This is a genomic window from Alteriqipengyuania abyssalis, from assembly GCF_019857185.1.
GTDB lineage: Bacteria > Pseudomonadota > Alphaproteobacteria > Sphingomonadales > Sphingomonadaceae > Alteriqipengyuania > Alteriqipengyuania abyssalis.
Genome location: NZ_JAHWXP010000003.1, coordinates 717,265 through 740,602 on the forward strand (window position 1 = coordinate 717,265; position 23,338 = coordinate 740,602).

Annotated in this window: 23 protein-coding genes, 1 tRNA gene and 2 riboswitches; of the genes, 11 read left to right on the forward strand and 13 right to left on the reverse strand. The window is 65.7% G+C overall.

From position 1 onward, the window contains the following. Positions 1-13: 13 nt before the first annotated feature. Positions 14-286 carry a UvrB/UvrC motif-containing protein gene (locus KYN89_RS13280; protein ID WP_222825486.1) on the reverse strand — a complete coding sequence of 91 codons (273 nt, stop codon included), beginning with the start codon at positions 284-286 and terminating at the stop codon, positions 14-16. A 100-nt stretch (positions 287-386) separates the two neighbouring features. Then, a tRNA-Gly gene (locus KYN89_RS13285) sits at positions 387-460 on the reverse strand. Between the two features lie 233 nt (positions 461-693). On the opposite strand from KYN89_RS13285, the gene KYN89_RS13290 reads away from it, so the two are divergent. The 11 genes from KYN89_RS13290 to mmsB all read left to right on the forward strand — a co-directional run bounded on the left by KYN89_RS13290 (position 694) and on the right by mmsB (position 10,611). Continuing rightward, positions 694-2,193, forward strand: coding sequence for a CoA-acylating methylmalonate-semialdehyde dehydrogenase (locus KYN89_RS13290; RefSeq protein WP_222825487.1), 1,500 nt, complete (start codon positions 694-696; stop codon positions 2,191-2,193). Between the two features lie 60 nt (positions 2,194-2,253). Continuing rightward, positions 2,254-2,985: a hypothetical protein gene (locus KYN89_RS13295; RefSeq protein WP_222825488.1), complete on the forward strand. Its 732-nt coding sequence runs from the start codon at positions 2,254-2,256 to the stop codon at positions 2,983-2,985. 40 nt (positions 2,986-3,025) lie between these two features. Beyond that, on the forward strand, positions 3,026-3,604 hold the full coding sequence (locus tag KYN89_RS13300; protein ID WP_248285220.1) for a hypothetical protein: 579 nt from the start codon (positions 3,026-3,028) through the stop codon (positions 3,602-3,604). A 40-nt stretch (positions 3,605-3,644) separates the two neighbouring features. After that, positions 3,645-4,181 carry a hypothetical protein gene (locus tag KYN89_RS13305; protein ID WP_248285221.1) on the forward strand — a complete coding sequence of 179 codons (537 nt, stop codon included), beginning with the start codon at positions 3,645-3,647 and terminating at the stop codon, positions 4,179-4,181. A gap of 31 nt (positions 4,182-4,212) precedes the next feature. Beyond that, complete coding sequence (locus KYN89_RS13310) at positions 4,213-5,154, forward strand: polysaccharide deacetylase family protein (RefSeq protein ID WP_222825490.1); 942 nt, start codon at positions 4,213-4,215, stop codon at positions 5,152-5,154. 139 nt (positions 5,155-5,293) lie between these two features. Then, entirely contained in the window at positions 5,294-5,941 is a 648-nt protein-coding gene (locus KYN89_RS13315; RefSeq protein ID WP_222825491.1) for a hypothetical protein, read from the forward strand. A gap of 64 nt (positions 5,942-6,005) precedes the next feature. Next, positions 6,006-7,151: an acyl-CoA dehydrogenase family protein gene (locus KYN89_RS13320; RefSeq protein WP_222825492.1), complete on the forward strand. Its 1,146-nt coding sequence runs from the start codon at positions 6,006-6,008 to the stop codon at positions 7,149-7,151. Then, positions 7,148-7,537, forward strand: a complete 390-nt coding sequence (locus KYN89_RS13325) for a VOC family protein (protein ID WP_429699548.1) — start codon at positions 7,148-7,150, stop codon at positions 7,535-7,537. The genes KYN89_RS13320 and KYN89_RS13325 overlap by 4 nt, the downstream gene beginning before the upstream one ends. Continuing rightward, positions 7,534-8,583: an enoyl-CoA hydratase/isomerase family protein gene (locus KYN89_RS13330; RefSeq protein ID WP_222825493.1), complete on the forward strand. Its 1,050-nt coding sequence runs from the start codon at positions 7,534-7,536 to the stop codon at positions 8,581-8,583. The genes KYN89_RS13325 and KYN89_RS13330 overlap by 4 nt, the downstream gene beginning before the upstream one ends. Positions 8,584-8,700: 117 nt before the next feature. Then, positions 8,701-9,483 (forward strand): enoyl-CoA hydratase-related protein, encoded by a 783-nt coding sequence (locus tag KYN89_RS13335; protein WP_222825494.1) that lies wholly within the window; start codon positions 8,701-8,703, stop codon positions 9,481-9,483. 255 nt (positions 9,484-9,738) lie between these two features. Beyond that, positions 9,739-10,611, forward strand: coding sequence for a 3-hydroxyisobutyrate dehydrogenase (gene mmsB, locus KYN89_RS13340; protein WP_222825495.1), 873 nt, complete (start codon positions 9,739-9,741; stop codon positions 10,609-10,611). A 151-nt stretch (positions 10,612-10,762) separates the two neighbouring features. Here the strand turns inward: mmsB and KYN89_RS13345 are convergent, their stop codons facing one another. The 11 genes from KYN89_RS13345 to KYN89_RS13395 form a co-directional block, all read right to left on the reverse strand. Then, a complete protein-coding gene (locus tag KYN89_RS13345; RefSeq protein ID WP_222825496.1) occupies positions 10,763-11,479 on the reverse strand; it encodes an Nmad3 family putative nucleotide modification protein in 717 nt (238 codons plus the stop codon). A 12-nt stretch (positions 11,480-11,491) separates the two neighbouring features. Beyond that, on the reverse strand, positions 11,492-13,093 hold the full coding sequence (gene gcvPB, locus KYN89_RS13350) for an aminomethyl-transferring glycine dehydrogenase subunit GcvPB (RefSeq protein ID WP_222825497.1): 1,602 nt from the start codon (positions 13,091-13,093) through the stop codon (positions 11,492-11,494). Continuing rightward, positions 13,090-14,457 (reverse strand): aminomethyl-transferring glycine dehydrogenase subunit GcvPA, encoded by a 1,368-nt coding sequence (gene gcvPA / locus KYN89_RS13355; protein WP_222825498.1) that lies wholly within the window; start codon positions 14,455-14,457, stop codon positions 13,090-13,092. Before gcvPA ends, gcvPB begins: the two co-directional genes overlap by 4 nt. 148 nt (positions 14,458-14,605) lie before the next feature. Beyond that, complete coding sequence (gcvH, locus tag KYN89_RS13360; RefSeq protein WP_222825499.1) at positions 14,606-14,977, reverse strand: glycine cleavage system protein GcvH; 372 nt, start codon at positions 14,975-14,977, stop codon at positions 14,606-14,608. A gap of 3 nt (positions 14,978-14,980) precedes the next feature. Beyond that, positions 14,981-16,111, reverse strand: coding sequence for a glycine cleavage system aminomethyltransferase GcvT (gene gcvT / locus KYN89_RS13365; RefSeq protein ID WP_222825500.1), 1,131 nt, complete (start codon positions 16,109-16,111; stop codon positions 14,981-14,983). Between the two features lie 53 nt (positions 16,112-16,164). Beyond that, positions 16,165-16,247, reverse strand: a riboswitch (glycine riboswitch). After that, a riboswitch (glycine riboswitch) is annotated at positions 16,248-16,349 on the reverse strand. It abuts the riboswitch before it with no gap. Between the two features lie 56 nt (positions 16,350-16,405). After that, the gene (gene metH, locus KYN89_RS13370; protein ID WP_222825501.1) at positions 16,406-19,045 is read right to left on the reverse strand and encodes a methionine synthase; all 2,640 of its coding nucleotides are present in this window, start codon (positions 19,043-19,045) and stop codon (positions 16,406-16,408) included. 3 nt (positions 19,046-19,048) lie between these two features. After that, positions 19,049-19,576, reverse strand: coding sequence for a GNAT family N-acetyltransferase (locus tag KYN89_RS13375; RefSeq protein WP_222825502.1), 528 nt, complete (start codon positions 19,574-19,576; stop codon positions 19,049-19,051). After that, on the reverse strand, positions 19,573-20,643 hold the full coding sequence (locus KYN89_RS13380) for a homocysteine S-methyltransferase family protein (RefSeq protein ID WP_248285222.1): 1,071 nt from the start codon (positions 20,641-20,643) through the stop codon (positions 19,573-19,575). Before KYN89_RS13380 ends, KYN89_RS13375 begins: the two co-directional genes overlap by 4 nt. Further along, entirely contained in the window at positions 20,640-21,590 is a 951-nt protein-coding gene (gene metF, locus KYN89_RS13385; RefSeq protein ID WP_429699549.1) for a methylenetetrahydrofolate reductase [NAD(P)H], read from the reverse strand. The genes KYN89_RS13380 and metF overlap by 4 nt, the downstream gene beginning before the upstream one ends. Then, a complete protein-coding gene (locus KYN89_RS13390; RefSeq protein ID WP_222825503.1) occupies positions 21,587-22,576 on the reverse strand; it encodes an ArsR/SmtB family transcription factor in 990 nt (329 codons plus the stop codon). Before KYN89_RS13390 ends, metF begins: the two co-directional genes overlap by 4 nt. A gap of 83 nt (positions 22,577-22,659) precedes the next feature. Beyond that, positions 22,660-23,268: a flavin reductase family protein gene (locus tag KYN89_RS13395; RefSeq protein WP_222825504.1), complete on the reverse strand. Its 609-nt coding sequence runs from the start codon at positions 23,266-23,268 to the stop codon at positions 22,660-22,662. Positions 23,269-23,338 lie beyond the last annotated feature (70 nt).

Sequence of the window (23,338 nt, forward strand, 5' to 3'; positions counted from 1 at the left end):
GGGGTGGCGATGCTCATTTGCGTTTCCGGCCGGAGGTCATGAGGTCGGGCTTTGGCGGCTTCCTCCAGCCTGCGGGAGGAATCGGCCGCTGCCTGCTTGTGCCCAGCCCCATAGCACCGGGCTGCTGGCGGATCAGGCCTGAGGTATCGGCCTGCGCGGCCTCTTCCGCATTCGCTCCGCCGCGCATCAGGTTGATCCGGTCGCGTATCCGCCCGGCAGTTTCGAAATCGAGCGCACGCGCGGCGGCTTCCATATCGCGCTGGAGTTCCTCGACGGTCTTGCTCATGACGATTGAACGCGCGGATGCGACTTCCGGTCCCCCGCTCCGCACGAGGCGCACTACCCCCCTTCCGGAATGGCGGTTGTCTGCGGCTGGTTCAGGATTGTGGAGCGGGTGAAGGGAATCGAACCCTCGTCGTCAGCTTGGGAAGCTGCTGCTCTACCATTGAGCTACACCCGCATCGGGGCCGCATTGGGCCGTGGCGCGATTGCACCTTCGCCCCGTCGCGGTCAAGATGGGTTGAACGCAGCGCCCCTGACTGCGGCCAACCCTCATGCGATTTCGGGGGCATCGGGCGCGATGGACGCTACGGCTAGCTCTTTCGCCAGTGGTTAGCGGGCCCTTCCTCCCTTGATCTGGGACGGTCGCAGCGTCTAGCGCGCTACCGAAAAGTAAATTCACGGAGAGCCCCCATGCGCACTATCGACCATCACCTCGCCACCGGCGTCGCTGCCGGCGAAGCCGCCCGCACGCACAAGGTGTGGAACCCCTCGACCGGGGAGGTGCAGGCCGAGGTTGCGCTGGGCGATGCGGCACTGCTTGCACGGGCGGTGGCCAAGGCGAAGGAAGTCCAACCCGAATGGGCCGCGACCAACCCGCAGCGCCGCGCGCGCGTGATGTTCGAGTTCAAGCGGCTGGTCGAAGCCAACAAGCAGGAACTGGCCGAACTGCTCTCCAGCGAGCACGGCAAGGTTGTCGACGACGCGCATGGCGACGTGCAGCGCGGGCTGGAAGTGATCGAATATGCCTGCGGCATCCCGCAGGCGCTGAAGGGTGAGTACACGCAAGGCGCGGGCCCCGGCATCGATGTCTACTCGATGCGCCAGCCGCTCGGCATCGGGGCGGGCATCACCCCGTTCAACTTCCCCGCGATGATCCCGATGTGGATGTTCGGCATGGCGATCGCGGCGGGCAATGCCTTCATCCTCAAGCCGTCCGAGCGCGATCCCTCCGTACCCGTGCGCCTCGCCGAGCTGTTCGTGGAAGCGGGCGCGCCCGAAGGGCTGCTGCAGGTCGTCCACGGCGACAAGGAGATGGTCGACGCGATCCTCGACCATGACGACATCGCCGCGGTCAGCTTCGTCGGCTCGTCCGACATCGCGCAGTATATCTACTCGCGCGGCACCGCGAACGGCAAGCGCGTGCAGGCCTTCGGCGGGGCGAAGAACCACGGCATCGTGATGCCCGACGCCGATCTCGACCAGGTGGTGAACGATCTGGCGGGCGCGGCCTTCGGCTCGGCTGGCGAACGCTGCATGGCGCTGCCGGTGGTGGTGCCGGTGGGCGAGGATACTGCGAACCGCCTGCGTGAAAAGCTGATCCCCGCGATCAACGCTCTGCGCGTCGGCGTTTCGACCGACAAGGATGCGCAGTACGGCCCGGTCGTGACGCCCGAGCACAAGGCGCGGATCGAACAGTGGATCGACACCGCCGAGAAGGAAGGCGCCGAGGTCGTGATCGACGGTCGCGGGTTTACGCTGCAAGGCCACGAGAAGGGCTTCTTCGTCGGCCCGACCCTGCTCGACAAGGTCACCACCGACATGGAAAGCTACAAGGAAGAGATCTTCGGCCCCGTGCTCCAGATCGTGCGCGCAAAGGATTTCGAGGAAGCGGTCAAGCTGCCGAGCGAGCACCAGTACGGCAACGGCGTCGCCATCTTCACCCGCAACGGCCACGCCGCACGCGAGTTCGCGCACCGGGTGAACGTGGGCATGGTCGGCATCAACGTGCCGATCCCGGTGCCGGTCAGCTACCACAGCTTCGGCGGGTGGAAGCGTTCGGGCTTCGGCGACATCGACCAGTACGGGCAGGAAGGGCTGCGCTTCTGGACCAAGACCAAGAAGGTCACCCAGCGCTGGCCCGATGGCGGCGGCGACGGATCGAACGCCTTCGTCATCCCGACGATGGGTTGAACCGCCGCCGGAAACCTTGCCAAAATCCGCTCGGGTCGCACCATTTCAGGGGGAAGACGGATGACCATGGTCAGGTACATCGCGCCAGTGGCGGCTCTGGTCGCGCTGGCAGCATGCGGGGGTGAAGCAGAGGACGCGGACGGGAAAAGCGCGGACCCCGCGCCGCGCCCCGCGCAGGCAGAGCCCACGCCGACCGCGCTCGACGCTATCCCCGCGAATTTTCGCGGCGGGTGGGACAGCGTCGACGCGGGCGAGTTCGCGTGCACCACGCTCAGCGATACGGCGCTGACGATCGAGCCCAAGCTGCTGCAGTATTACGAGGGCGCGTTCACGCCCGAGACGATCTCGCAGATCTCCGACGACAGGATCGAGAGCGAGGGTGTCTTCCAGTATGCCGACGACCGGTCGAAAGAGTCCTACACGCTGAAGCTGTCGGACGGTGGCGAGCGCCTGACCCTTTCGGGCGACGGTTTCGAACCGTTCGAATTCCGCAAGTGCGCGACAATCCGCGAGGCGCATCTGATCCCGTCCGAGTACGAAGGCACCTGGTCCACCTACGGCACCTGCAAGGCGGCCGCCGACAGCCTGATCAGGATCGCGCCGACGACGATCACCTGGCAGGGCAAGACGAGCAATTTCACCAAGGTCCACTACGCCGGGCCGAACGCGATCGAACTCGAAGACGACGGCCAGGATGAACCCTACGGCATCGTGCTGGACGAGGGGGGCAAGAGCGGTTCTCTGGTCGGCCCTGGCCACAGCCCGATCCCGCTGACCAGATGTTCCGGCTGAGCTTTCGGACAGGGTGTCGACAGCAGGAAGTGCACGGATAATGAAATCGCTTGCCCTCCTGTCGTCGGTCGCTCTCGGCGTGACGGCCTGCTCCGCTGCCGACAGCTCCAAGGATGCTGCGCCCGGCTCGAACGCGCCTGCGCCCTCCGTCGAGAATGGCCAGATTCCGATCGCCATCGAAACGGCCAGAAAGATCGAGGGCAGCGCGGCCCGACCCTACGCCGCACCCTGGCCCGGGCTTTTTCCGGACGACGACCTGCCCGAAGGGCAACATCCCCGGCGGAGAAGCATCCCCGTCGCGATCCGGGGAAAATGGCGCGAGAACGAAGGCACCCCTGCCTCCAGCACGCAGTGCGACGGTTTCCTGCCGGACAACATGGGCAAGGTGCTGACCATCCGCGACGATAGCTATACCTTTTTCGAACCCGGAGGACGACTTGTCTCGGTCAGCGAGCGCGAGCCGGGACGCATCCGCGCCCTGTTCAACACCAAGTTCGGGGACCATCCGAGCCAGGACGAGCTCGAATTCAGCGTCGACCCCGCGTCCGGAACTCTGACCGTCCACAATTTCGACACGGATGAACACTTTATGCGGACATACCGCCGCTGTCCGGGCTAGTCTTGCCCCCATGCGTTTTTGCCTTCCCCTTCTGATCGCCTTGCTCGCCACGTCTGCGTGCTCGCCCACACCCGACGAGCAGGAGGTCGATACCTCCGCCGCAGATGCGTCCCTGCAAGGCCCGGATGCCGTCCAGACCCCGATCCCGGTCGAACCCGATGGCGGGATCGGCGACGGGGCCGGACCGCCCAAGGGTCTGCCTTCGGACGGTGACGCACAACAGGAACCCAGCGCCTTTGCGCAAACCTTCCCCACAGCGATCCGCGGCAAATGGCGCGAAACCGATGGCGCAGCGGTGACCAAAGCCCAGTGCGACGGCTATCAGCAGGACAATATGGGCAAGGTGCTGACCATCGGCGAAGACGGCTATTCGTTCTTCGAGACCGGCGGAAAGTTCATCTCCGTCTCGGACCGCGCGCCCGGCCACATCCGCGCGCTGTTCGACACCACCTATGCGGACGAGCCGACCCGTGACGAGCTCGAGTTCCGGGTCGATCCGGTTGCAAAGACGCTGACCGTCCGCAATTTCGACACGGGTGAACGCTCCACCACTACCTACCGCCGCTGCCCGGACTAACGTCCGGGCCATGCGCTGGCTCGTTCCCCTCTTGCTCGGTCTGCTTGCTGCGTGCGCGCATGCCGAGACCGCACCCACCCCGCCGCAGTCGGCAGAAAAGCGGATTGCGCTCAGCTTCGACGATGCGCCGCGCGCGCCGGGCGCCTTTCTTACCGAGGAAGAGCGCACGCGGCTGCTGATCGCCAACCTTGCCGAGGCTGGTGTCGATCAGGCGGTGTTCTTCGTCAATCCGGGGCAGATCGATGGCGCGGATGACGAGGCGCGGATCGCGTCCTATGTCGCCGCCGGGCACGTGATCGCCAACCATTCGGCGACCCACCCCCACCTCTCGCAGGCCGATGCCGCCGCATATCTGGCCGATATCGACGCCGCCGAGGAATGGCTTCACGGGCGCGCAGGATACCGCCCGTGGTTCCGCTATCCCTACCTCGACGAAGGTCGGCAGGATAAGGCGAAGCGCGACACGGTGCGCGAAGGTCTGGCGCAGCGCGGCCTGTCCAACGGCTATGTCACCGTGGATGCGAGCGACTGGTTCTACGAAGGCGCAGCCAAGCGCGCGATGGCGGAAGGCCGGGCGATCGACCGGCAGGCGCTGCACGATCTCTATATCGAAACCCAGGTCGACGCGGCAGAGTTCTACGACCAGCTCGCGCGGCAGACGATCGGACGCTCCCCGGTTCACGTGATCCTGCTGCACGAGACCGACCTCAACGCGATGTTTATCGGCGATCTGGTTCGCGCGCTGCAGGCCAAGGGCTGGACCATCGTCAGCGCGGACGAGGCCTATGCCGATCCCTTCGCCGATTTCGCCGCCGTCTACGACACCCCCTCCGCGCAGGGCAGCCTGACCGAGATGGTCGCGTGGGAAAAGGGTCTGCCCGCCCCGCGCTGGTATCGCGGCAACGACACCGATCTGGCGCAGGAATGGTTCGATACCCGCGTGCTCGGCCTGCCGCACGAACGCAACGACTGACCTTTTCCGAAGAAGCTGCTATCCTGGCCCGACCATGCAATTTGCGCCGGGTCTCCAAGCCGCCGCTCCGGTCGGCCTCGCGAAAAGCGGGCCACGCAGCGGCGCACCGACCCGGGCTGCTCGTGGGGGGCATTTTACGATGATAAAACGGATCATGCCGGCAGCCGCGACGCTGATCGTGCTGACAGGCTGCGACGGGACCAGCGAGGTCGCCCAGCCGGACCCCGCCGCAAGCGCAACCGCGGATGATCCGGCGATCGACCCGCGCCGCGTCGCCACCCCCGCCCCGGACGACGCGACCCGCGAAGCTGCGCCTGCCACCGCGGGCACGCCTGCACCTGCCGCGAGCGAAAGCGCCCCGCCAAGCCCATCGCCCGGACCCTTGCCTGCGCCGTCCAGCGAACCCACCCTCTACACCCTGCCCAATGTCCCGGCGGACGATGTCGCGCGCAACCGCGCCGCGCTGACCGCGATTCCGGCGCGCTATCTGGGCGAATGGGATGGCATCGAGGGCAGCTGCGCGCCCGAATCCGACCTGCGCATGATGGTGCGCCCGGGCAGCATCGGCTTCTACGAATCGCGGGGCGAGGTCACCGCGGTACGCCGCACCCGGGATGGGCTGGTGGTGTCGCTGGCGATGGAAGGCGAAGGCGAGCGCTGGGAAGAAGACTACTCGATGCGGCTGTTCGGCGGGCGGGAGCGGCTGGCCGTCACCGCGTCAAGCTACCCCGATCGCATCACGATGCGCAAACGCTGCCCGGCGGATCGCGGCTCCAGCGCACCCTGATCGCAGCCCGCCCTAGCGTTTTGTCCCCTTTTCTATCCGCGTCCGGGGGGCTAGGTCGCCTTCCATGACCGGACAATTCCAGCTTTCAGACGACCAGCTCGCGATCCAGGACATGGCGCAGCGGTTCACCGCCGACAACATCACGCCCCATGCGGGCAAGTGGGACGAGGAACATCACTTCCCCGTCGACACGATCAAGCAGACCGCCGAACTCGGCTTCGGCGCGATCTACGTGTCCGAGGAATCGGGCGGGATCGGCCTCGGCCGGCTCGAAGCCGCGCTGATCATGGAGGCGATGGCCTATGGCTGCCCCACCACCAGCGCATTCATCTCGATCCACAACATGGCGAGCTGGATGATCGACCGCTTCGGCGGCGACGGCGTGAAGGAGAAATACCTTCCCCAGCTGGTGACGATGGAAAAGCTCGCCTCCTACTGCCTCACCGAACCCGGCAGCGGATCGGACGCGGCGGGCCTGAAGACTCAGGCTGTGCTGGATGGCGACCACTATGTGCTGAACGGCACCAAGCAGTTCATCTCCGGCGGCGGCGTGAACGACGTCTACGTCACGATGGTCCGCACAAGCGAGCACAAGACCAAGGGCATTACCTGCCTCGTGGTCGACAAGGACACGCCCGGTGTTTCCTTCGGTGCTCCGGAAAAGAAGCTCGGCTGGAACGCCAGCCCGACCGCGCAGGTGATCTTCGAGGATGCGCGCGTGCCCGTGGAGAACCGTGTGGGCGACGAGGGCGAAGGCTTCCGCTTCGCGATGATGGGGCTCGATGGCGGGCGGCTGAACATCGGCGCCTGCTCGCTCGGTGGGGCGCAGCGCTGCCTCGACGAGGCGGTGAAGTACACCAAGGAACGCCAGCAGTTCGACCAGCAGATCGCCGACTTCCAGAATACGCAGTTCATGCTCGCCGACATGGCGACCGATCTGGAGGCGGCGCGCGCGCTGCTCTACCTCGCGGCGGCGAAAGTCACCGACAACGCGCCCGACAAGTCGCGCTTCTCCGCGATGGCGAAGCGGCTGGCGACCGATAACGGCAGCAAGATCGTCAACGACGCGCTGCAGCTGTTCGGCGGCTACGGCTACCTCAAGGACTACCCGATCGAGCGCTACTGGCGCGACCTGCGCGTGCACTCGATCCTCGAAGGCACCAACCAGGTGATGCGCATGATCGTGGGTCGGGATCTGCTGCGGCAGTGACCGGTCTTGCGATGACCACCTTCCTCGTCCCCGATTACGACGAGGCGATCGCTTTCTTCCGTGACGCGCTGGATTTCGCGGTCGAGGAAGACAGCGATCTGGGCGGCGGTAAGCGCTGGGTCGTTGTGGCAGGGGCGCGTGGCGGCAAGCTGCTGCTCGCGCGCGCAGCGAACGACGAACAGAGCGCAGCCATCGGTCATCAGGCGGGCGGGCGCGTCGGCTGGTTCCTCCAGTCGGACGATTTTGCGACCGACCATCGCCGCATGGCGCAATGGGGCGTCGAATTCACCGAAGCACCGCGCGAAGAGGCCTATGGCACCGTCGCGGTTTTCAACGATCCGTGGGGCAACCGCTGGGATCTCATCGAACATAAGGACGCGGCATGACCGACCAGCTCAACATCCACACCCACCAGAACGTGGGCCATATCTCCCTGAACCGCCCCAAGGCGATCCATGCGCTGACCACTGAAATGTGCATCGCGATGGCCGATGCGCTGGCCGAGTGGGCCAGCCACGATGGCATCGCCGCGGTGATGATCGACCATGCCGAAGGGCGCGGCTTCTGCGCAGGCGGCGATATCGCGATGTTGCGCAACTCGGCGCTGAACGATCAAGGCAAGACGGGCCGCGAGTTCTTCCATGCAGAGTACCAGCTCAACCACCAGCTGTTCACCTACACCAAGCCGGTGGTCGCCTTCATGGACGGGATCACGATGGGCGGCGGCGTGGGCATCAGCCAGCCTGCGGCGTTCCGCGTGGCGACGGAGAACACCAAGTTCGCGATGCCCGAGACGGGGATCGGCCTTTTTCCGGACGTCGGCGGCGGCTGGTATCTCAGCCGCCTTCCCGGGCGCATCGGCCAGTTCCTCGCGCTGACCGGCGCGCGGCTCGACGGGGCGGAGTGCCACGCCATCGGCCTCGCCACGCACTACATCGCGAGCGAAAACCTCGCCCGGGTGAAGGCAGCGATCATCGACGATCCGGCGAACATCCAGTCGATCCTCGACGAGGCATCCGAGACCCCGCCCGAAGCACGCATCCTCGCCAATCGCGAGACGATCGACCGGCTGTTCGCGGGCCGCACGCTGGAGGAAATCCTCGCCGCGCTCGAAGCCGATGATTCCGAGTGGGCCGCGAAGGAACTCAAGACGCTCCGCGCCAAGAGCCCGCAAAGCTGCAAGGTCGCGCTGCGCCAGCTGGCGGACAGCCTGACGCTGGGCAGCTTCGCCGACGAGATGCGGATGGAATACCGCATCGGCAGCCGCGTGCTTGTCAGCCACGATTTCGCCGAAGGCGTCCGCGCAGTGATCGTCGACAAGACCGGCGACCCGCAGTGGAACCCCGCCACGCCCCAAGGCGTAACCGACGAACAGATCGAGGCGATCTTCGCTGCCCTGCCAGAGGGCGAGGAATGGACGCCGCTGAATTGACGAGCGCAGGATTGCTTCCTTCCTCGTCATTGCGAGCGAAGCGAAGCAATCCATGGACCAGCACCTTGGATTGCCGCGTCGCCTGCGGCTCCTCGCAATGACGAATTTGGAGTAGAAATGCCCTACGAAACCATCACCACGCAGACCGACGGTGCCGTCACCACCATCACGCTCAACCGCCCGCAGGCGCTCAATGCGCTTTCTAGCGTGGTGCTCGACGAGCTGATCGAGGCTTTCGCCGCCTACCAGAACGACGACAGCCAGCTGTGCGCGATCCTGACCGGCAGCGGCGACAAGGCCTTCGCCGCAGGCGCGGACATCAAGGAGATGAGCGAGAAGGAGGCGGCGGATTTCTACCTGCAGGACTTCTTCGCCAAGTGGACCAGCCACATTGTCGAAGCCGTCCGCAAGCCGTGGATCGCGGCGGTCAACGGCTTCGCGCTGGGTGGCGGGTGCGAGCTTGCGATGATGGCCGACTTCATCATCGCAAGCGACAGGGCCAAGTTCGGCCAGCCCGAGATCAAGCTGGGCGTCGCGCCGGGCATGGGCGGATCGCAGCGGCTCACCCGCGCGGTCGGCAAGGCCAAGGCGATGGAAATGTGCCTGACCGGCCGGATGATGGACGCCGAGGAAGCCGAGCGCAGCGGCCTCGTCGCGCGCGTCGTGCCGCATGACACGCTGATGGACGAGGCTCGGACCACCGCGGCGACCATCGCCGGGATGCCGCCGATGGCCGCGATGGTGAACAAGGAAATGGTCAACGCCGCCTACGAGACCTTCCTCGGCCAGGGCGTGATCCACGAACGCCGCCTGTTCCAGATCCTCACCGCAAGCGAGGACAAGGCCGAGGGCATGAAAGCCTTCATCGAGAAGCGCGACGGGCAGTGGAAGGGGAGATAATCCTCAAAGGCCTTGGGCTACTCGGCTTCGGCCTGCTGTTCGTCTGGCTCGGTGTGAGTGGCTGGCGGCACAGGCGCGAGGAGCGCATCAGCCTAATCGAAGCGGCCATTCTGAAGGCTGGCGGAGATGAAGAGCCGTTGCCTCACAACCGATGGGACCGCGCAATGGCGTACGTCCAGCCGGTCCTGTTTCTAACTTTTGGGCCGCTCATGATCCTTGGTGGGGTCGCGGTCCTCTCACTTTTGGGAGAGTGATATGAAAATCGCCTTTATCGGCCTCGGCAACATGGGCGGCGGGATGGCCGCGAATCTGGTCAAGAACGGCCACGAAGTGCGCGCGTTCGACCTGTCGGAAGACGCGCTCGCCAAGGCCAAGAGCAATGGCTGCGAGACCTTCACCGATGCGAAGGAAGCGGTGCAGGGCGTCGACGCGGTGGTTTCGATGCTGCCCAATGGCGGGATCGTGAAGTCGGTCTATTCCGACGCCGTGATCGGCCATGCGCCCGAAGGCGCGGCGCTGCTCGACTGCTCGACCATCGACGTCGCCACCGCCAAGGAAGTGACCAAGATGGCCACCGCCAAGGGTTACAAGATGGTCGACGCGCCGGTCAGCGGCGGGATCGCGGCGGCGGACGGCGGCACGCTGACCTTCATGGTCGGCGGCAGCGAAGAGGCGTTTGCGGCGGCCAAGCCGATCCTCGAAGGCATGGGCAAGGCGGTGATCCACGCAGGTGACGCAGGCGCGGGCCAGACCGCCAAGATCTGCAACAACATGCTGCTCGCGATCTCGATGATCGGCGTCGCCGAAGCGATGCAGATGGCGCAGAAGCTGGGTCTCGATCCGCAGAAGTTCTACGAGATTTCGTCGCAGTCGAGCGGCTATTGCTGGTCGCTCAACGCCTACACCCCGCTGCCGGGCGTGGGCGTAGAGAGCCCTGCCGACAAGGATTACCAGGGCGGCTTCGCGACCGCACTGATGCTCAAGGACCTGCGCCTCGCGATGGCGGCGGCGGAAGAGGTCGACGCGGGCGTGCCGCTGGGCGCACGCGCGGCTAGCCTGTACGAGGATTTCGCGGGCGCGGGCAACGACGGCCTCGATTTCTCGGCGATCATCAAGACGTATAAGTAACCAACAATCCTCCCCGTTTTCGCGCCAGCGCAAACGGGGAGGTGGCGCGCAGCCACAGGCTGCGTGACGGAGGGGCCATGGCGCGGCCTGCCCCTCCACCGCCCTGAGGGCGGTCCCCCTCCCCATTTATTCTGCGGAGAAACGGGGAGGATCAGAATTCGTTGAGAACCCGCTCCAGCCATTCGCGGGGAGCCTTGCGGCGGCCCACGTCCGCGACGAATTCCTGACCACGCGCCACGCTGCGCAGGCGACCGCTACGCAGCCAGCGGTCGCGTCGATCGTGATAGCTCAGGCCGCCGCGCTTCAGCCACGCAGGCCTCTGCCACAGCGTCAGCGGGCCGCCGGGCACGGTGAGGCGCAGCACCTCGCTAGCGAGGCGCGCCTGCCTCCCCTCGCCTTCGTAGATCGTGTCGTTGCTGCCGTGCATGCCGAGCACATGAGGGTGGCTGCTGTCCTTCAGATGCTCGGGCACCCCTCCAGCCAGCCGGTGTACCGCCGCGACCCGCAGGTAGCCGAAGATACGGTGATGGCGCTCGCCATCCTCGCCCGCGAACAGGCCGAAGAACAGGAAGGTGTCGCCTACGCCGACGCCCTGATTGGCAAGATGCGTCTGCGCCGCCCCGACCTGCCCGAACAGGCAGCGGCCATCGCCGGTGAACAGCGGATCGTGATGGCACAGGCTTTCCGCGCCGTAAGCTCCCCGGCTCGCCGCAGCGGCAAGCGCGGCCAGCCCGAGCTCGCCATAGGTCGTCCTCGCGATCCCCTTGGTGTCGGGAATCGGCAGGCTGATTGGCTTGCCATCGACGATGGGCGAGGAGCCCCCGCCCGATCCGCTGTCGAACCCCTTGCGGCTGAAGACGATCTTCATGCCGCGACCTGGTTACTGCCCGCCGACCTCGCTACGTGCCGCCGCACCGCCGGGGGCCAGTTCGCCTTCCCACGCAAGGATTGGCTTGCGCGCGGCCTGCGTCTCGTCGAGCCGACGGCGCGGCGCGAAGTACGGCGCGGCCTTCAGGCCTTCGTCGCCGGCCTTCGCCCGCTCGGCGACCGAGCGCAGCGCGCCGATGAACTGGTCGAGACCCGCCTTGCTCTCGGTCTCGGTCGGCTCGATCAGCATCGCGCCATGGACCACCAGCGGGAAGTACATCGTCATCGGGTGATAGCCCTCGTCGATCAGCGCCTTGGCCAGATCGAGCGTCGAAAGCCCCTCGGCAAAACCCTGATCGCCAAACAGCGCCTCGTGCATGCACGGGCCGCTCTCCCCGAATGGTGCGTGGAGCAGGTCTTCCAGCGAACGCAGGATGTAGTTGGCGTTGAGCACCGCGTCTTCCGCGACTTGCGCCAGCCCGTCCGCCCCGTGGCTGAGGATGTAGGCGAGCGCGCGGGTGAACATGCCCATTTGCCCGTGGAACGCGGTCATCCGGCCGAAAGCGTCCGAATGGCCGAACTCGTGCGCGTTCTCTTCCTCAACCAGATGCACCGTGCCGTCTTCGCCGCGCGCGGTGAACGGCAGCGGGGCGTAGGGCGACAGGGCTTCGGACAGGACCACCGGGCCCGAGCCCGGTCCGCCACCGCCATGCGGGGTGGAGAATGTCTTGTGCAGGTTGATGTGCATCGCATCGACGCCGAGGTCGCCCGGGCGCACCTTGCCGACGATCGCGTTGAAGTTCGCCCCGTCGCAATAGACGAAGCCCCCCGCCGCGTGGACCGCGTCGGAGATTTCCTTCATGTCCCGTTCGAAAAGGCCGCAGGTGTTGGGGTTGGTGATCATCACCGCCGCCACGTCCGGCCCGAGGCGCGCCTTGAGCTTCTCCAGATCCACGCGACCTTCGGCGGTGGCAGGGATGTCCTCCACCTCGTAGCCCGCGAAGGCGGCGGTGGCGGGGTTGGTGCCGTGCGCGCTTTCGGGCACCAGCACGACCTTGCGCGCATCGCCGCGTGCTTCGAGCGCGGCACGAATGCACAGGATGCCGCACAGCTCGCCATGCGCGCCCGCCTTGGGGCTCATCGCGACCGAGTGCATCCCGGTCAGCGTGATCAGCCAGTTGGCCAGCTCGCTGACCACTTCGAGCGCGCCGCGCACCGTATCGACCGGCTGCAGCGGGTGAACGTCGGCAAAGCCGGGCATCCGCGCGACCTTCTCGTTCAGGCGCGGATTGTGCTTCATCGTGCACGAGCCGAGCGGGAAGAGCCCGAGGTCGATCGCGTAGTTCTGCCGGCTCAGCCGCGTGTAGTGGCGCACGCATTCGGGCTCGGAGAGGCCGGGCAGGCCGATGGTGTCGGTGCGCTCAAGCCCACCGAGGCGGCTTGGCGCGTCGGCCTGCGGTTCGGGCAGGTCGACGCCGGTGGTCTCGATATGGCCGATCTCGAAGATCAGCGGCTCTTCGAGCATCAGCGCGCGGTTGCCGGTGAAGGTGGCGCTTTCGGTATCGCCAGCGAGCGGCGCACTGGGCTTCCAGCCGGATTTGTTGGGCGCGTTCATGCCAGCACCTCCTTCAGGGCAGCGCAGAGGGTATCGATATCCTCCTCACTGGTGGTTTCGGTGAGCGTCACGAGCAGGCCGTCGGCCAGCGCGTCGTTGCCGGGATAGAGCCGCCCGAGCGAGACGCCCGCGAGGATTCCGTCATCCGCCAGCTTGCGCACGATCGCCCGCGCGTCCTGCCCGAGGCGGATCGTGAATTCGTTGAAAAAGCTGTCGTTGAGCACGGTGACGCCGGGCACTGCCGCCAGCTTGTCCGCTGCCAGACATGCGAGGCGGTGGTTCTCCGCCGCGAGCTGGCGCAGCCCCTTCTCGCCCAGCAGGCTCATGTGGACGTTGAACGCCAGCGCGCACAGCCCGCTATTGGTGCAGATATTGCTGGTCGCCTTCTCGCGCCGAATATGCTGCTCGCGCGTCGACAGCGTCAGCACGAAGCCGCGCTTGCCCTCTGCATCCTGCGTTTCGCCGCACAGGCGGCCCGGCATCATGCGGACATGCTTGGGGTCGCGCACCGCGAACAGGCCCAGATACGGCCCGCCGAACTGGAGGCCGACGCCCAGCGCCTGCCCTTCGCCGACCACGATGTCCGCGCCCATTTCGCCCGGCGATTTCACCGCGCCCAGCGCAACCGGCTCGAGGTTGACCGCGATCACCAGCGCGCCCTTGGCATGCGCCGCTTCGCTGATTGTCTCAAGGTCCGAAAGCCTACCGAGAATGTCGGGATACTGGATCACGACGCACGACGTATCCTCGTCGATCCGGCTGACCAGACCGTCGATATCAGGCGATCCCTGCAAGCTCGGCTGCGCATCGGCGATCTCGTCCTCGGTAAACTTCGCCATCGTGCGCACGACCTCGGCGTAATGCGGGTGCAGCGCCCCTGAGAGGACGACCTTCTTGCGCTTGCCGCGCGCGATCCGCCCCGCCATCGCGATCGCTTCCCAGCACGCGGTCGAGCCGTCGTACATCGAGGCATTGGCGACCGCGCAGCCATAGAGCCGCGCGACCTGGCTCTGGAACTCGAACAGCATCTGCAGCGTGCCCTGCGCGATCTCGGGCTGGTAGGGCGTGTAGGCGGTCAGGAATTCGCCACGCTGGATGATGTGATCGACGCTGGCGGGCACATGGTGGCGATAGGCGCCTGCACCGAGGAAGAACGGCGCATCGCCCGCCGCGAGGTTCTTATTGGAGAGCGCGCGCATGTGCCGCTCCACCGCCATCTCGCTGGCGTGCATCGGCAGGCCCTCGATCGGGCCTTTGAGCCGGGCCTGTTCGGGCACGTCGACGAACAGGTCGTCGATGCTGGACGCACCGACTTTGGCGAGCATTTCGCCGCGATCGGCATCGGTCAGGGGGAGGTAGCGCATTGAAACTCCTTACCCCCTCCCGCCTGCGGGAGGGGAGCGAGACTTGGGCCGTGAAGCGGTCTTAGTCGCAACGGGGTGGGCCTATCGGGCCCCTAAACATTTGGCGCCCACCCCCTGCCCCTCCCGCGAGCGTGAGGGGAGATCGGCATCACAGCCCGTCGACGAAACTCTTGTAGGCGGCTTCGTCCATCAGGCCTTCGAGCTCGCTTTCGTCGGCGATGGTCAGCTTGAAGAACCAGCCGTCTTCCTCGGGCGAGGAATTGACCAGCGCGGGGTCTTCTTCGAGCGCGGCGTTCGCCTCGATCACGGTGCCGGTGATCGGCGCGTAGACGTCGCTCGCTGCCTTCACTGATTCGACGACCGCGGCGTCCTTGCTCTTTTCAAGCTCGGCGCCTTCGTCGGGCAGTTCGACGAATACGATGTCGCCCAGCTGCTCCTGCGCATAGTCGGTGATGCCGACCGTCGCGGCTTCGCCTTCGACTTCGATCCACTCGTGGTCTTCGGTGTAGTAACGGGACATTTGCTAGCTCCCCCGGAAATAGCGGTGTTGGACAAAGGGCATTTTCGCGACGCGCGCGGGCAGGCGTTTGTTCCGGACCTGCACTTCGAGCGCGGTATCGATTTCGGCGTGGGCGGCATCGACGTAGCCCATCGCGATCGGGTGGCCGAGCGTGGGCGAGAAGCCGCCGCTGGTGACGGTACCAACCTGGGTGTCACCCGCGAAAATCTCCGAACCTTCGCGCGCGGGCAGGCGCCCGTCGAGCACGAGGCCGATACGCTTTTGCGCCGCACCATCGCTCAGCGCGCCGCTGATCCGCGCATGTCCGTGATAGCCACCCGCCTCGCGCCGCTTCTTGCTGAGCGCGAAAGTGAGTTCGGCGGTGACCGGATCGATTTCCGCGGTGAGGTCGTGACCATACAGCGGCAGGCCCGCTTCGAGACGCAGTGAATCGCGTGCGCCCAGCCCGATCGGCTTGACCCGCTTGTCCTCCGTCAGCGCCGCGGCGAGCTTTTCCGCGTGATCGGCGGGCACCGAAATCTCGAACCCGTCTTCCCCGGTATAGCCTGCGCGGCTGATCCACAGCGGCACGCCGTTCCAGTCGTAGAACCCTGCGGTCATGAACACGAGTTCGGCGGCGGCGGGGACCAGTTCGCCCAGCGCATCGACCGCTTCGGGGCCCTGCAGAGCGAGCAGCGCCTGGTCTTCGTGGTGGGTCAGCGTGATGTCGTCGGGCAAATGCTCACGCAAAAAGGCGATATCGTCCCACTTGCATGCGCCGTTGACCACCAGCGCAATGTGCTGCCCGGTATTGGTCACCATCAGATCGTCGAGAATGCCGCCGTCCTCGGCCAGCAGCAGCGTATAACGCATCCGGCCCGGCTTCAGGCTGCTGACCAGTCCGGGGACGAGGGCTTCCAGCGCCTCTGCCGCCGCGGCAATGTCTCCGTCGGGGCCTTCTAGAGTCAGCTGCCCCATGTGCGACACGTCGAACAGGCCCGCATGCGCACGGGTCCAATCGTGTTCGGCCACGATCCCTTCGTACTGGATCGGCATTTCGTAGCCCGCGAAGGGCACCATGCGCGCGCCATGCGCACGATGCCACGCATCGAGAGCCAGCTTTTCCGGCGCGGTTTCGGTCTCTTCTTCGCTCATCATTCAATATCCGACAGCTGCGGGAAGACGCGCGTTGATGCGCATCCTTGCCGCCTGCCCCCTCTGTCGGAATACCTGAGAGCTTACCCCTTCGGTGGTCGCTGGCAGTGCCAGAGACGCTTTCCAGAGTGTCCAATCGGCGCGCGCGGTTCGCCTTGCCTGAGAGTTTCCGGGGCGGTTGCTCCTTCGGCGCCGCGGTTCGGCCAGGGCCTTCCACGATCTCTCCCGCGCGCTCCGCCGCAGAATCGCTTCTGCGGAGAACGGCTCGCGGTGTGCGTTATTTGCTGCGGTGCGTCAATCGAGATTGGGCCGCAGCCAGCGTTCGGCGGTCGCGATATCCACGCCTCTGCGCTGCGCATAATCTTCCAGCTGGTCGCGGCCGATCCGCGCGACCCCGAAATACTCGGCCTCAGGATGCCCGAAATAGAGCCCGCTGACCGCTGCGGTGGGCCACATCGCGAAATTCTCGGTCAGCGTGAGGCCGGTATTGGCCTCGGCATCGAGCATCTCGAACAGCATCGGCTTGAGCGAGTGATCGGGGCACGCGGGATAACCCGGCGCGGGGCGGATGCCGCGATATTCTTCCCTGATCAGCGCGTCGTTGGTCAGCTGTTCGTCGGGCGCATAGCCCCACAGATCGGTGCGGACATGCTTGTGAAGCCGCTCGGCAAACGCTTCGGCGAAGCGGTCGGCGAGCGATTTGAGCAGGATGTCCGAATAGTCATCCTTATCCGCGATGAACTTGCGCGAAGGCTCGTCGATCCCGTGGATGCCGACCGCAAAGCCGCCGATCCAGTCGCCCGCCGGATCGATGAAGTCGGCGAGGCACATGTTCGCGCGATCGCGGCTCTTCTTGATCTGCTGGCGCAGCATCGGGAGCACGACATGCTCCTCGTTGCGCTCGAGATAGACCGTGATGTCGTCGCCATCGCGCGCGCAGGGCCACAAGCCGCACACGCCCCGCGCGGTCAGCCATTTTTCATCGATGATCCGGTCGAGCATCGCGTTGGCATCGTCGAACAGCGTGCGCGCGGTTTCGCCGACCACTTCGTCATCGAGGATTTTCGGGAAATTGCCGTGCAGCTCCCACGCGCGAAAGAACGGGGTCCAGTCGATATAGTCGCGCAGGTCCGCCAGCGACCAGTCGTCGAACACGTGCAGGCCCGGCTGCATCGGCGGCGCGGGCTTGTCCGAATAGAACGGGTCGTAGTGATTGGCGCGCGCTTCCTCGAGCGTGAACAGCGGGTTCTTGGTCTTGCCCTCGCGCGCTTCGCGCACCTTCACATAGTCGCTGGCCGTATCGTCGACGAAGGCATCCCGCTGGGTGTCGGACAGCAGGCGGCTCGCCACCCCGACCGCGCGGCTGGCGTCGAGCACGTGGATCACCGGGCCTTCATAGGCCGGGTCGATCCTGAGCGCGGTGTGCACCTTGCTGGTGGTCGCCCCGCCGATCAGCAGCGGGATCGTCATCTGCGCGCCCTGCATCTCCTCCGCGACAGTCACCATCTCGTCGAGCGAGGGGGTAATCAGGCCCGACAGGCCGATGATATCCGCCTTGTTGTCGTTCGCCGCCTTCAGGATGTCGCTCCACGGCACCATCACGCCCAAGTCGATCACGTCGTAGCCGTTGCACTGGAGCACGACGCCGACGATGTTCTTGCCGATATCGTGGACGTCGCCCTTCACGGTCGCCATCACGATCTTGCCCTTGGTCTTCTGCTCGGCCTCGGGAAGCTTGTCCTTCTCCGCCTCGATATAGGGGATCAGGTGGGCGACCGCCTTCTTCATCACGCGCGCCGATTTCACCACCTGCGGCAGGAACATCTTGCCCGAACCGAACAGGTCGCCGACCACGTTCATCCCGTCCATCAGCGGGCCTTCGATCACCTCGATCGGGCGACCGCCGCGCGCATCGGTGGCGGCGCGCATTTCCTCGGTATCGTCGACGATATGCGCGTCGATGCCCTTGACCAGCGCGTGCTCCAACCGCTTCTCGACCGGCCAGCCGCGCCATTCGGCGGCTTCCTTCTCCGCCTTCTGGTCCTTGCCCTTGTAGCTTTCGGCGAGCGCGATCAGTCGCTCGGTCGCGGTCTCTTCGCCGGGCACATCGCGGTTGAGGATCACGTCCTCGCACGCTTCGCGCAAAGTCGGGTCGATCTGGTCGTAGATGTCGATCTGGCCCGCATTGACGATCGCCATGTCGAGCCCGGCGGGGATCGCGTGGTAGAGGAAGACCGAATGCATCGCGCGGCGCACGACCTCGTTGCCGCGGAAACTGAAGGAGAGGTTGGAGAGCCCGCCGCTGGTCTTGGCATGCGGGCACGCGGCCTTGATCTCCTTCACCGCCTCGAGGAAATCGAGCCCGTAGCGATCATGCTCCTCGATCCCCGTCGCGACCGCGAAGATATTGGGGTCGAAGATGATGTCTTCGGGCGGGAAGCCGATTCCCGTCAGCAGCTTGTAGGCGCGCGTGCAGATCTCGACCTTGCGCTGCTTGGTATCGGCCTGCCCGGTCTCGTCGAACGCCATCACCACGGCGGCCGCGCCGTAGTCCATGCACAGACGCGCATGGGCCAGGAATTCCTCCTCGCCTTCCTTCATCGAAATCGAGTTCACGATCGGCTTGCCCGAGACGCATTGCAGCCCCGCCTCGATCACGTGCCATTTCGAGCTGTCGACCATCACCGGCACGCGCGCGATGTCGGGCTCGGCACCGATCAGCTTGAGGAAGGTGGTCATCGCGTGAACCGCGTCGAGCAGGCCTTCGTCCATGTTGACGTCGATCACCTGCGCGCCGTTCTCGACCTGCTGGCGCGCAACCTCCACGGCGGCGGCGTAGTCGCCCTCCATGATCAGCTTCTTGAACCGGGCGGAGCCGGTCACATTGGTCCGCTCGCCGATATTGACGAAATTGGCGATATTTTGCTCGGTCATGATTTAAGTCCGGTCCAGATCGCGGGCGAGAACGACATCGTCGTACAGCGTGCCGCCGACGTCGAAGCGACGCGTGCCGATCTGGCGAAATCCCTGTTTGGTGTAGAATCCGATGGCGCGGTGATTATCGTCCTTCACGCCCAGCAGCAGGCGCGCATGCCCCGCCGCTCCGGCGAGCGCGGCGTCGAACAGGCGCGCGGCGATACCGCTGCCGTGAAAACGCGAGAGGAGGTATATCTTCTTGAGCTCGACATCGCCCTCGCGCGCGGCGTCGAGTTCGGGCGCGGTGAGCAGGGCATAGCCGATCGGCGCGCCATCCAGCTCGGCCAGCCAGGCCCGCGCCCCGCCTTCGAGCAGTCCGCTCAGATAGGCGGGCGCGTGCCGCCGCTGGCAATGGGTGACGAGCGCGTCGCCCGAAATCATTCCGGCAAAGGTTTCGAGGAAGGTCGCATCGGAAACCAGCGCCAGCCGCCCGGCATCCTCGCCGTCGGCCTCGCGCACCACCACGCGCTCCACAGCGGCATCGCTCATGCAGCGATCTCGAAGGGTTCGAGCCCGGCGAGACGCATGACGGTGGGCGGCTCGGGCAGTTCGCGCGGGGGAAGCCCGACAACAGCCTTGGCCATCGCGGCGATATGTTCGGGGGTCGAACCGCAGCAGCCGCCCAGAATGTTGACCTGTCCCTTGTCCGCCCAAGCCTTCACCAGCGCTGCGGTGGTGTCGGGTTCTTCGTCATATTCGCCCAGCTCGTTGGGCAGGCCGGCATTGGGATAGACCATCACCAGCGTATCGGCGAGCTTGGCCAGCAATTGCACATGCGGGCGCAGTTGCTCCGCGCCGAAGCTGCAATTGAGCCCGATGGTCACCGGCCTGGCATGGCGAACCGAGTGCCAGAACGCCTCGACCGTGTGGCCCGACAGGTTGCGGCCCGAAAGGTCGGTCAGCGTCATGCTCATCATGATCGGCACCTCGCGACCAAGCTCGCGCTCCAGCTTCTTCACCGCGAAGATGCCCGCCTTGGCGTTGAGCGTGTCGAACACGGTCTCGATCAGGATGAAGTCCGCCCCGCCCTGCACGAGCCCGGCGGCCTGCTGCCGATAGACTTCGACCAGATGATCGAAGGTGATCTCGCGATAGCCCGGGTCCTCGACATCGGGCGAGAGCGAGAGGGTCTTGTTGGTCGGGCCGATCGCGCCCGCAACGAAGCGGGGAAGACCGTCCTTCGCCGCGTATTCGTCCGCCAGTTCGCGCGCGATGCGGGCAGATTCGACGTTGATCGCGTCGACCTTGTCTTCCGCCTTGTAATCCGCCTGGCTGATCGTGTTGGCGGAGAAGGTGTTGGTCGAAACGATATCCGATCCGGCATCCAGATAGGCGCGGGTAATGTCGGCGATCACGTCGGGGCGAGTGAGCGCGAGGATATCATTATTGCCCTTCTGGTCGGCGGGCAGGTTCAGATCGCCCGCATAATCCGCCTCGGTCAGCTTGCGGTTCTGGATTTGCGTGCCGAACGCGCCGTCCGAAATGAGCACGCGCTTGGCGGCTTCCTGCATCAGGGTCTGGCGGGCGCCCTGTCCTGAGCGTGTCGAAGGGGTCATGCTGCGTTCTCCGTGGGCCGCATGCCGAGCAGGTGGCAGATCGCGTAGGCGAGGTCGGCGCGGTTGAGTGTATAGAAATGATAGTGCCGAATTCCGCCCGCGTAGAGCCGACGGCACATTTCTGCAGCGATGGTGGCGGAAACCAGCTGTCGCGCGGCGGGGCGCTGGTCGAGCCCTTCGAACAGATTGTCCATCCACGCCGGTATTTCCGCGCCGCACTGCCCGGCGAATTCGCGCGCCTTGGCGACATTGGTGATCGGCAGGATGCCGGGCACGATCGGCACGTCGATGCTCGCCTTGTCGGTCTTTTCCAGAAACGCGAAGAATGTTTCGGGCGAGAAGAAGAACTGCGTGATCGCCCGATCCGCGCCCGCATCGATCTTGCGCTTCAGGTAATCGATCTCGGCTTGCGGGCTCTGCGCGTCGGGGTGGCATTCGGGATAGGCGCTGACCGAAATCTCGAAATCGGCGACCTCTTTCAGCCCCCGCACCAGCTCTTCGGCATTGGCGTAGCCATCGGGGTGCGGCTCGAACGGGCCGAGCGTGCCGTCCTCACGCGGCATGTCGCCGCGCAGCGCGACGATGTGGCGCACGCCCGCTTCCCAGTAGTGCTCCGCGATCCGCTGCGTCTCTTTCTTCGAAGCGTTGACGCAGGTGAGGTGCGCCGCAGCCGGCAGCCCCGCTTCGGCGATGATCCGCGCCACCGTCTTGTGCGTGCGCTCCCGCGTCGAGCCACCCGCACCATAGGTGACCGAGACGAAGTGGGGATCGAGGGGTTTCAGCTCCTCGATCGCGTTCCACAGCGAGGCTTCCATCTTCTCGGTCTTGGGCGGGAAGAATTCGAAGCTGACGTCGATATCGCCCGGCAGTCCGCTGAACAGCGGCGGGGTGGTCGCATAGTCTGCTTCGCGAGCGGGATCGAACATGGTGCCTGGTCCGGCCGTCATCGTGCCGCCTTTCGTGTGGTTTCGCGGGTGCCGAGCGCGTCGATGCGCCGGGCGACCCAGATTCTGACCTCCAGCGTGTCGCCTTCGAGCGAGCGCGGAGGTTCGCTCGCAAAGCCGGTCTGCTCCAGAGCGCCGACCAGCTGCCCGTCTTCGAAGCCGAGGCGGGCATGCTGGAAACGTTCGCGCAGTTCTTCCTGCTGATGCGCGGCGAAATCGACGATCGCGATCCGCCCGCCCGGCCGCAGCACCCGCGCCGCTTCGCGCAGCGGCACCAGCGGATCGGGCGCATAGTGCAGCACCTGGTGGAACAGCACCGTGTCGAACGACGCGCTGTCGAACGGCAGGGAGAGGAAATCGCCCTGCACCAGCTCGACCTTTTCCGCAGGCAGATGCTGCAGCTTGGCCCGCGCCACCCGCAGCATCTCGAGGCTCTTGTCGAGCGCGACGATCCGTGATGCCCCTTCGACGAAGAGTTCCGCCATCCGCCCGGTGCCGGTGCCGATGTCGAGCAGTTCGCCCAGCGGCTCACCCTCCAGCGCGCGGTTCAGGGCTGCTTCGACCTTTTCGTCCGGGCTGTGGCGGCGGCGCAGGTCGTCCCATTCGGTTGCGTGGGCTTCGAACCATTCGGCGGCCTTGTCCTCGCGGGCATTACGGATCGCGGCAAGCTGGACCCGATCCTCCTCGCACTGCGCGGCGAATTCGGGGTCTTCCTGCTCGGCGATCGAAAGCAGCCGGGCCACCGCCGCCGTCAGCGGCGATCCATGCGCGCCCTCGGTCGCGGCGCGCAGATAGATCCAGCTGCCTTCGCGGCGACGCACCGCGAGCCCTGCATCGCACAGGATCGAGGCATGGCGGGAAACACGCGGCTGGCTCTGCTGGAGCACCTGCGACAGCTCACCCACAGCAAGCTCGATCGTCCCCAGCAGCCGCATGATCCGCAGCCGGGTGGTGTCGCCAAGCGCGCGCAGGATGGCTTCGGTCCGCATCGCGATCCGACATATAAAGATATTTTTATATCTACAAGTCCTGCGAGAGCGAGAGGCTCACGCAGCCTGCACTTGCAGCTGCCTCAGCCGCTCTCGATCTGTCGCAGAAGCTGTAGCTGAGCGCGGCCTGCGGAGGTCAGCCGCCAGCCCTCGCCGCCCTGTACGATCAGGCCGTCGCTGACCAGTTGCGCCTTGGCGGTATCGCTGGCGGGCTCGCCATCGGGCATCACCCGGCCATAGCGCCCGCCGTGGTAGATCAGCGGTTCGGCGCTGGTCCGCTCGAAATCGACCACCTCGCCAAGGAAGATCGCATGATCGCCGCCCTCGTACTCGAACTTGGCGGTGCAGCCGAAGCGCGCCGCACACCCTTCGAGGCGCGGGGCCCCTTCCGGCCCGTCGCCGCAATCGAGATCGCCGAACTTGTCCGCCCCGCGGCTGGCGAAGCGGTTGGAAAGCGACTGCTGGTCCGCCGCCAGCACGTGTACCGCCCATGCCTTCGCATTGCGGAACACGGGCAGGTTGCGGCTGTCCAGCGACAGGCTCCACAGCACCATCGGCGGGTCGAGCGATACCGAATTGAAGCTGTTCGCCGTCAATCCGGAAGGCTGCCCGTCCTCATCATAGGCGGTCACGATCGTCACACCGGTGACAAAAGTACCGAGCGCATCGCGAAAGGCGGATTGATCGATCACGGATCAAGGGCCTAGGCAGGCATCCGAACAAGCGCAAGGCACGTTTGCGCCACCCGGCGCGTTGCCATGC

Bases quoted from the DNA above. Each gene is read 5' to 3' on its own strand.
- KYN89_RS13280 (WP_222825486.1), bottom strand. From the start codon at position 286: ATGAGCAAGACCGTCGAGGAACTCCAGCGCGATATGGAAGCCGCCGCG.
- KYN89_RS13290 (WP_222825487.1), top strand. From the start codon at position 694: ATGCGCACTATCGACCATCACCTCGCCACCGGCGTCGCTGCCGGCGAA.
- KYN89_RS13295 (WP_222825488.1), top strand. From the start codon at position 2,254: ATGACCATGGTCAGGTACATCGCGCCAGTGGCGGCTCTGGTCGCGCTG.
- KYN89_RS13300 (WP_248285220.1), top strand. From the start codon at position 3,026: ATGAAATCGCTTGCCCTCCTGTCGTCGGTCGCTCTCGGCGTGACGGCC.
- KYN89_RS13315 (WP_222825491.1), top strand. From the start codon at position 5,294: ATGATAAAACGGATCATGCCGGCAGCCGCGACGCTGATCGTGCTGACA.
- KYN89_RS13320 (WP_222825492.1), top strand. From the start codon at position 6,006: ATGACCGGACAATTCCAGCTTTCAGACGACCAGCTCGCGATCCAGGAC.
- KYN89_RS13330 (WP_222825493.1), top strand. From the start codon at position 7,534: ATGACCGACCAGCTCAACATCCACACCCACCAGAACGTGGGCCATATC.
- KYN89_RS13335 (WP_222825494.1), top strand. From the start codon at position 8,701: ATGCCCTACGAAACCATCACCACGCAGACCGACGGTGCCGTCACCACC.
- mmsB (WP_222825495.1), top strand. From the start codon at position 9,739: ATGAAAATCGCCTTTATCGGCCTCGGCAACATGGGCGGCGGGATGGCC.
- KYN89_RS13345 (WP_222825496.1), bottom strand. From the start codon at position 11,479: ATGAAGATCGTCTTCAGCCGCAAGGGGTTCGACAGCGGATCGGGCGGG.
- gcvPB (WP_222825497.1), bottom strand. From the start codon at position 13,093: ATGAACGCGCCCAACAAATCCGGCTGGAAGCCCAGTGCGCCGCTCGCT.
- gcvPA (WP_222825498.1), bottom strand. From the start codon at position 14,457: ATGCGCTACCTCCCCCTGACCGATGCCGATCGCGGCGAAATGCTCGCC.
- gcvH (WP_222825499.1), bottom strand. From the start codon at position 14,977: ATGTCCCGTTACTACACCGAAGACCACGAGTGGATCGAAGTCGAAGGC.
- gcvT (WP_222825500.1), bottom strand. From the start codon at position 16,111: ATGAGCGAAGAAGAGACCGAAACCGCGCCGGAAAAGCTGGCTCTCGAT.
- metH (WP_222825501.1), bottom strand. From the start codon at position 19,045: ATGACCGAGCAAAATATCGCCAATTTCGTCAATATCGGCGAGCGGACC.
- KYN89_RS13375 (WP_222825502.1), bottom strand. From the start codon at position 19,576: ATGAGCGATGCCGCTGTGGAGCGCGTGGTGGTGCGCGAGGCCGACGGC.
- KYN89_RS13380 (WP_248285222.1), bottom strand. From the start codon at position 20,643: ATGACCCCTTCGACACGCTCAGGACAGGGCGCCCGCCAGACCCTGATG.
- metF (WP_429699549.1), bottom strand. From the start codon at position 21,590: ATGACGGCCGGACCAGGCACCATGTTCGATCCCGCTCGCGAAGCAGAC.
- KYN89_RS13390 (WP_222825503.1), bottom strand. From the start codon at position 22,576: ATGCGGACCGAAGCCATCCTGCGCGCGCTTGGCGACACCACCCGGCTG.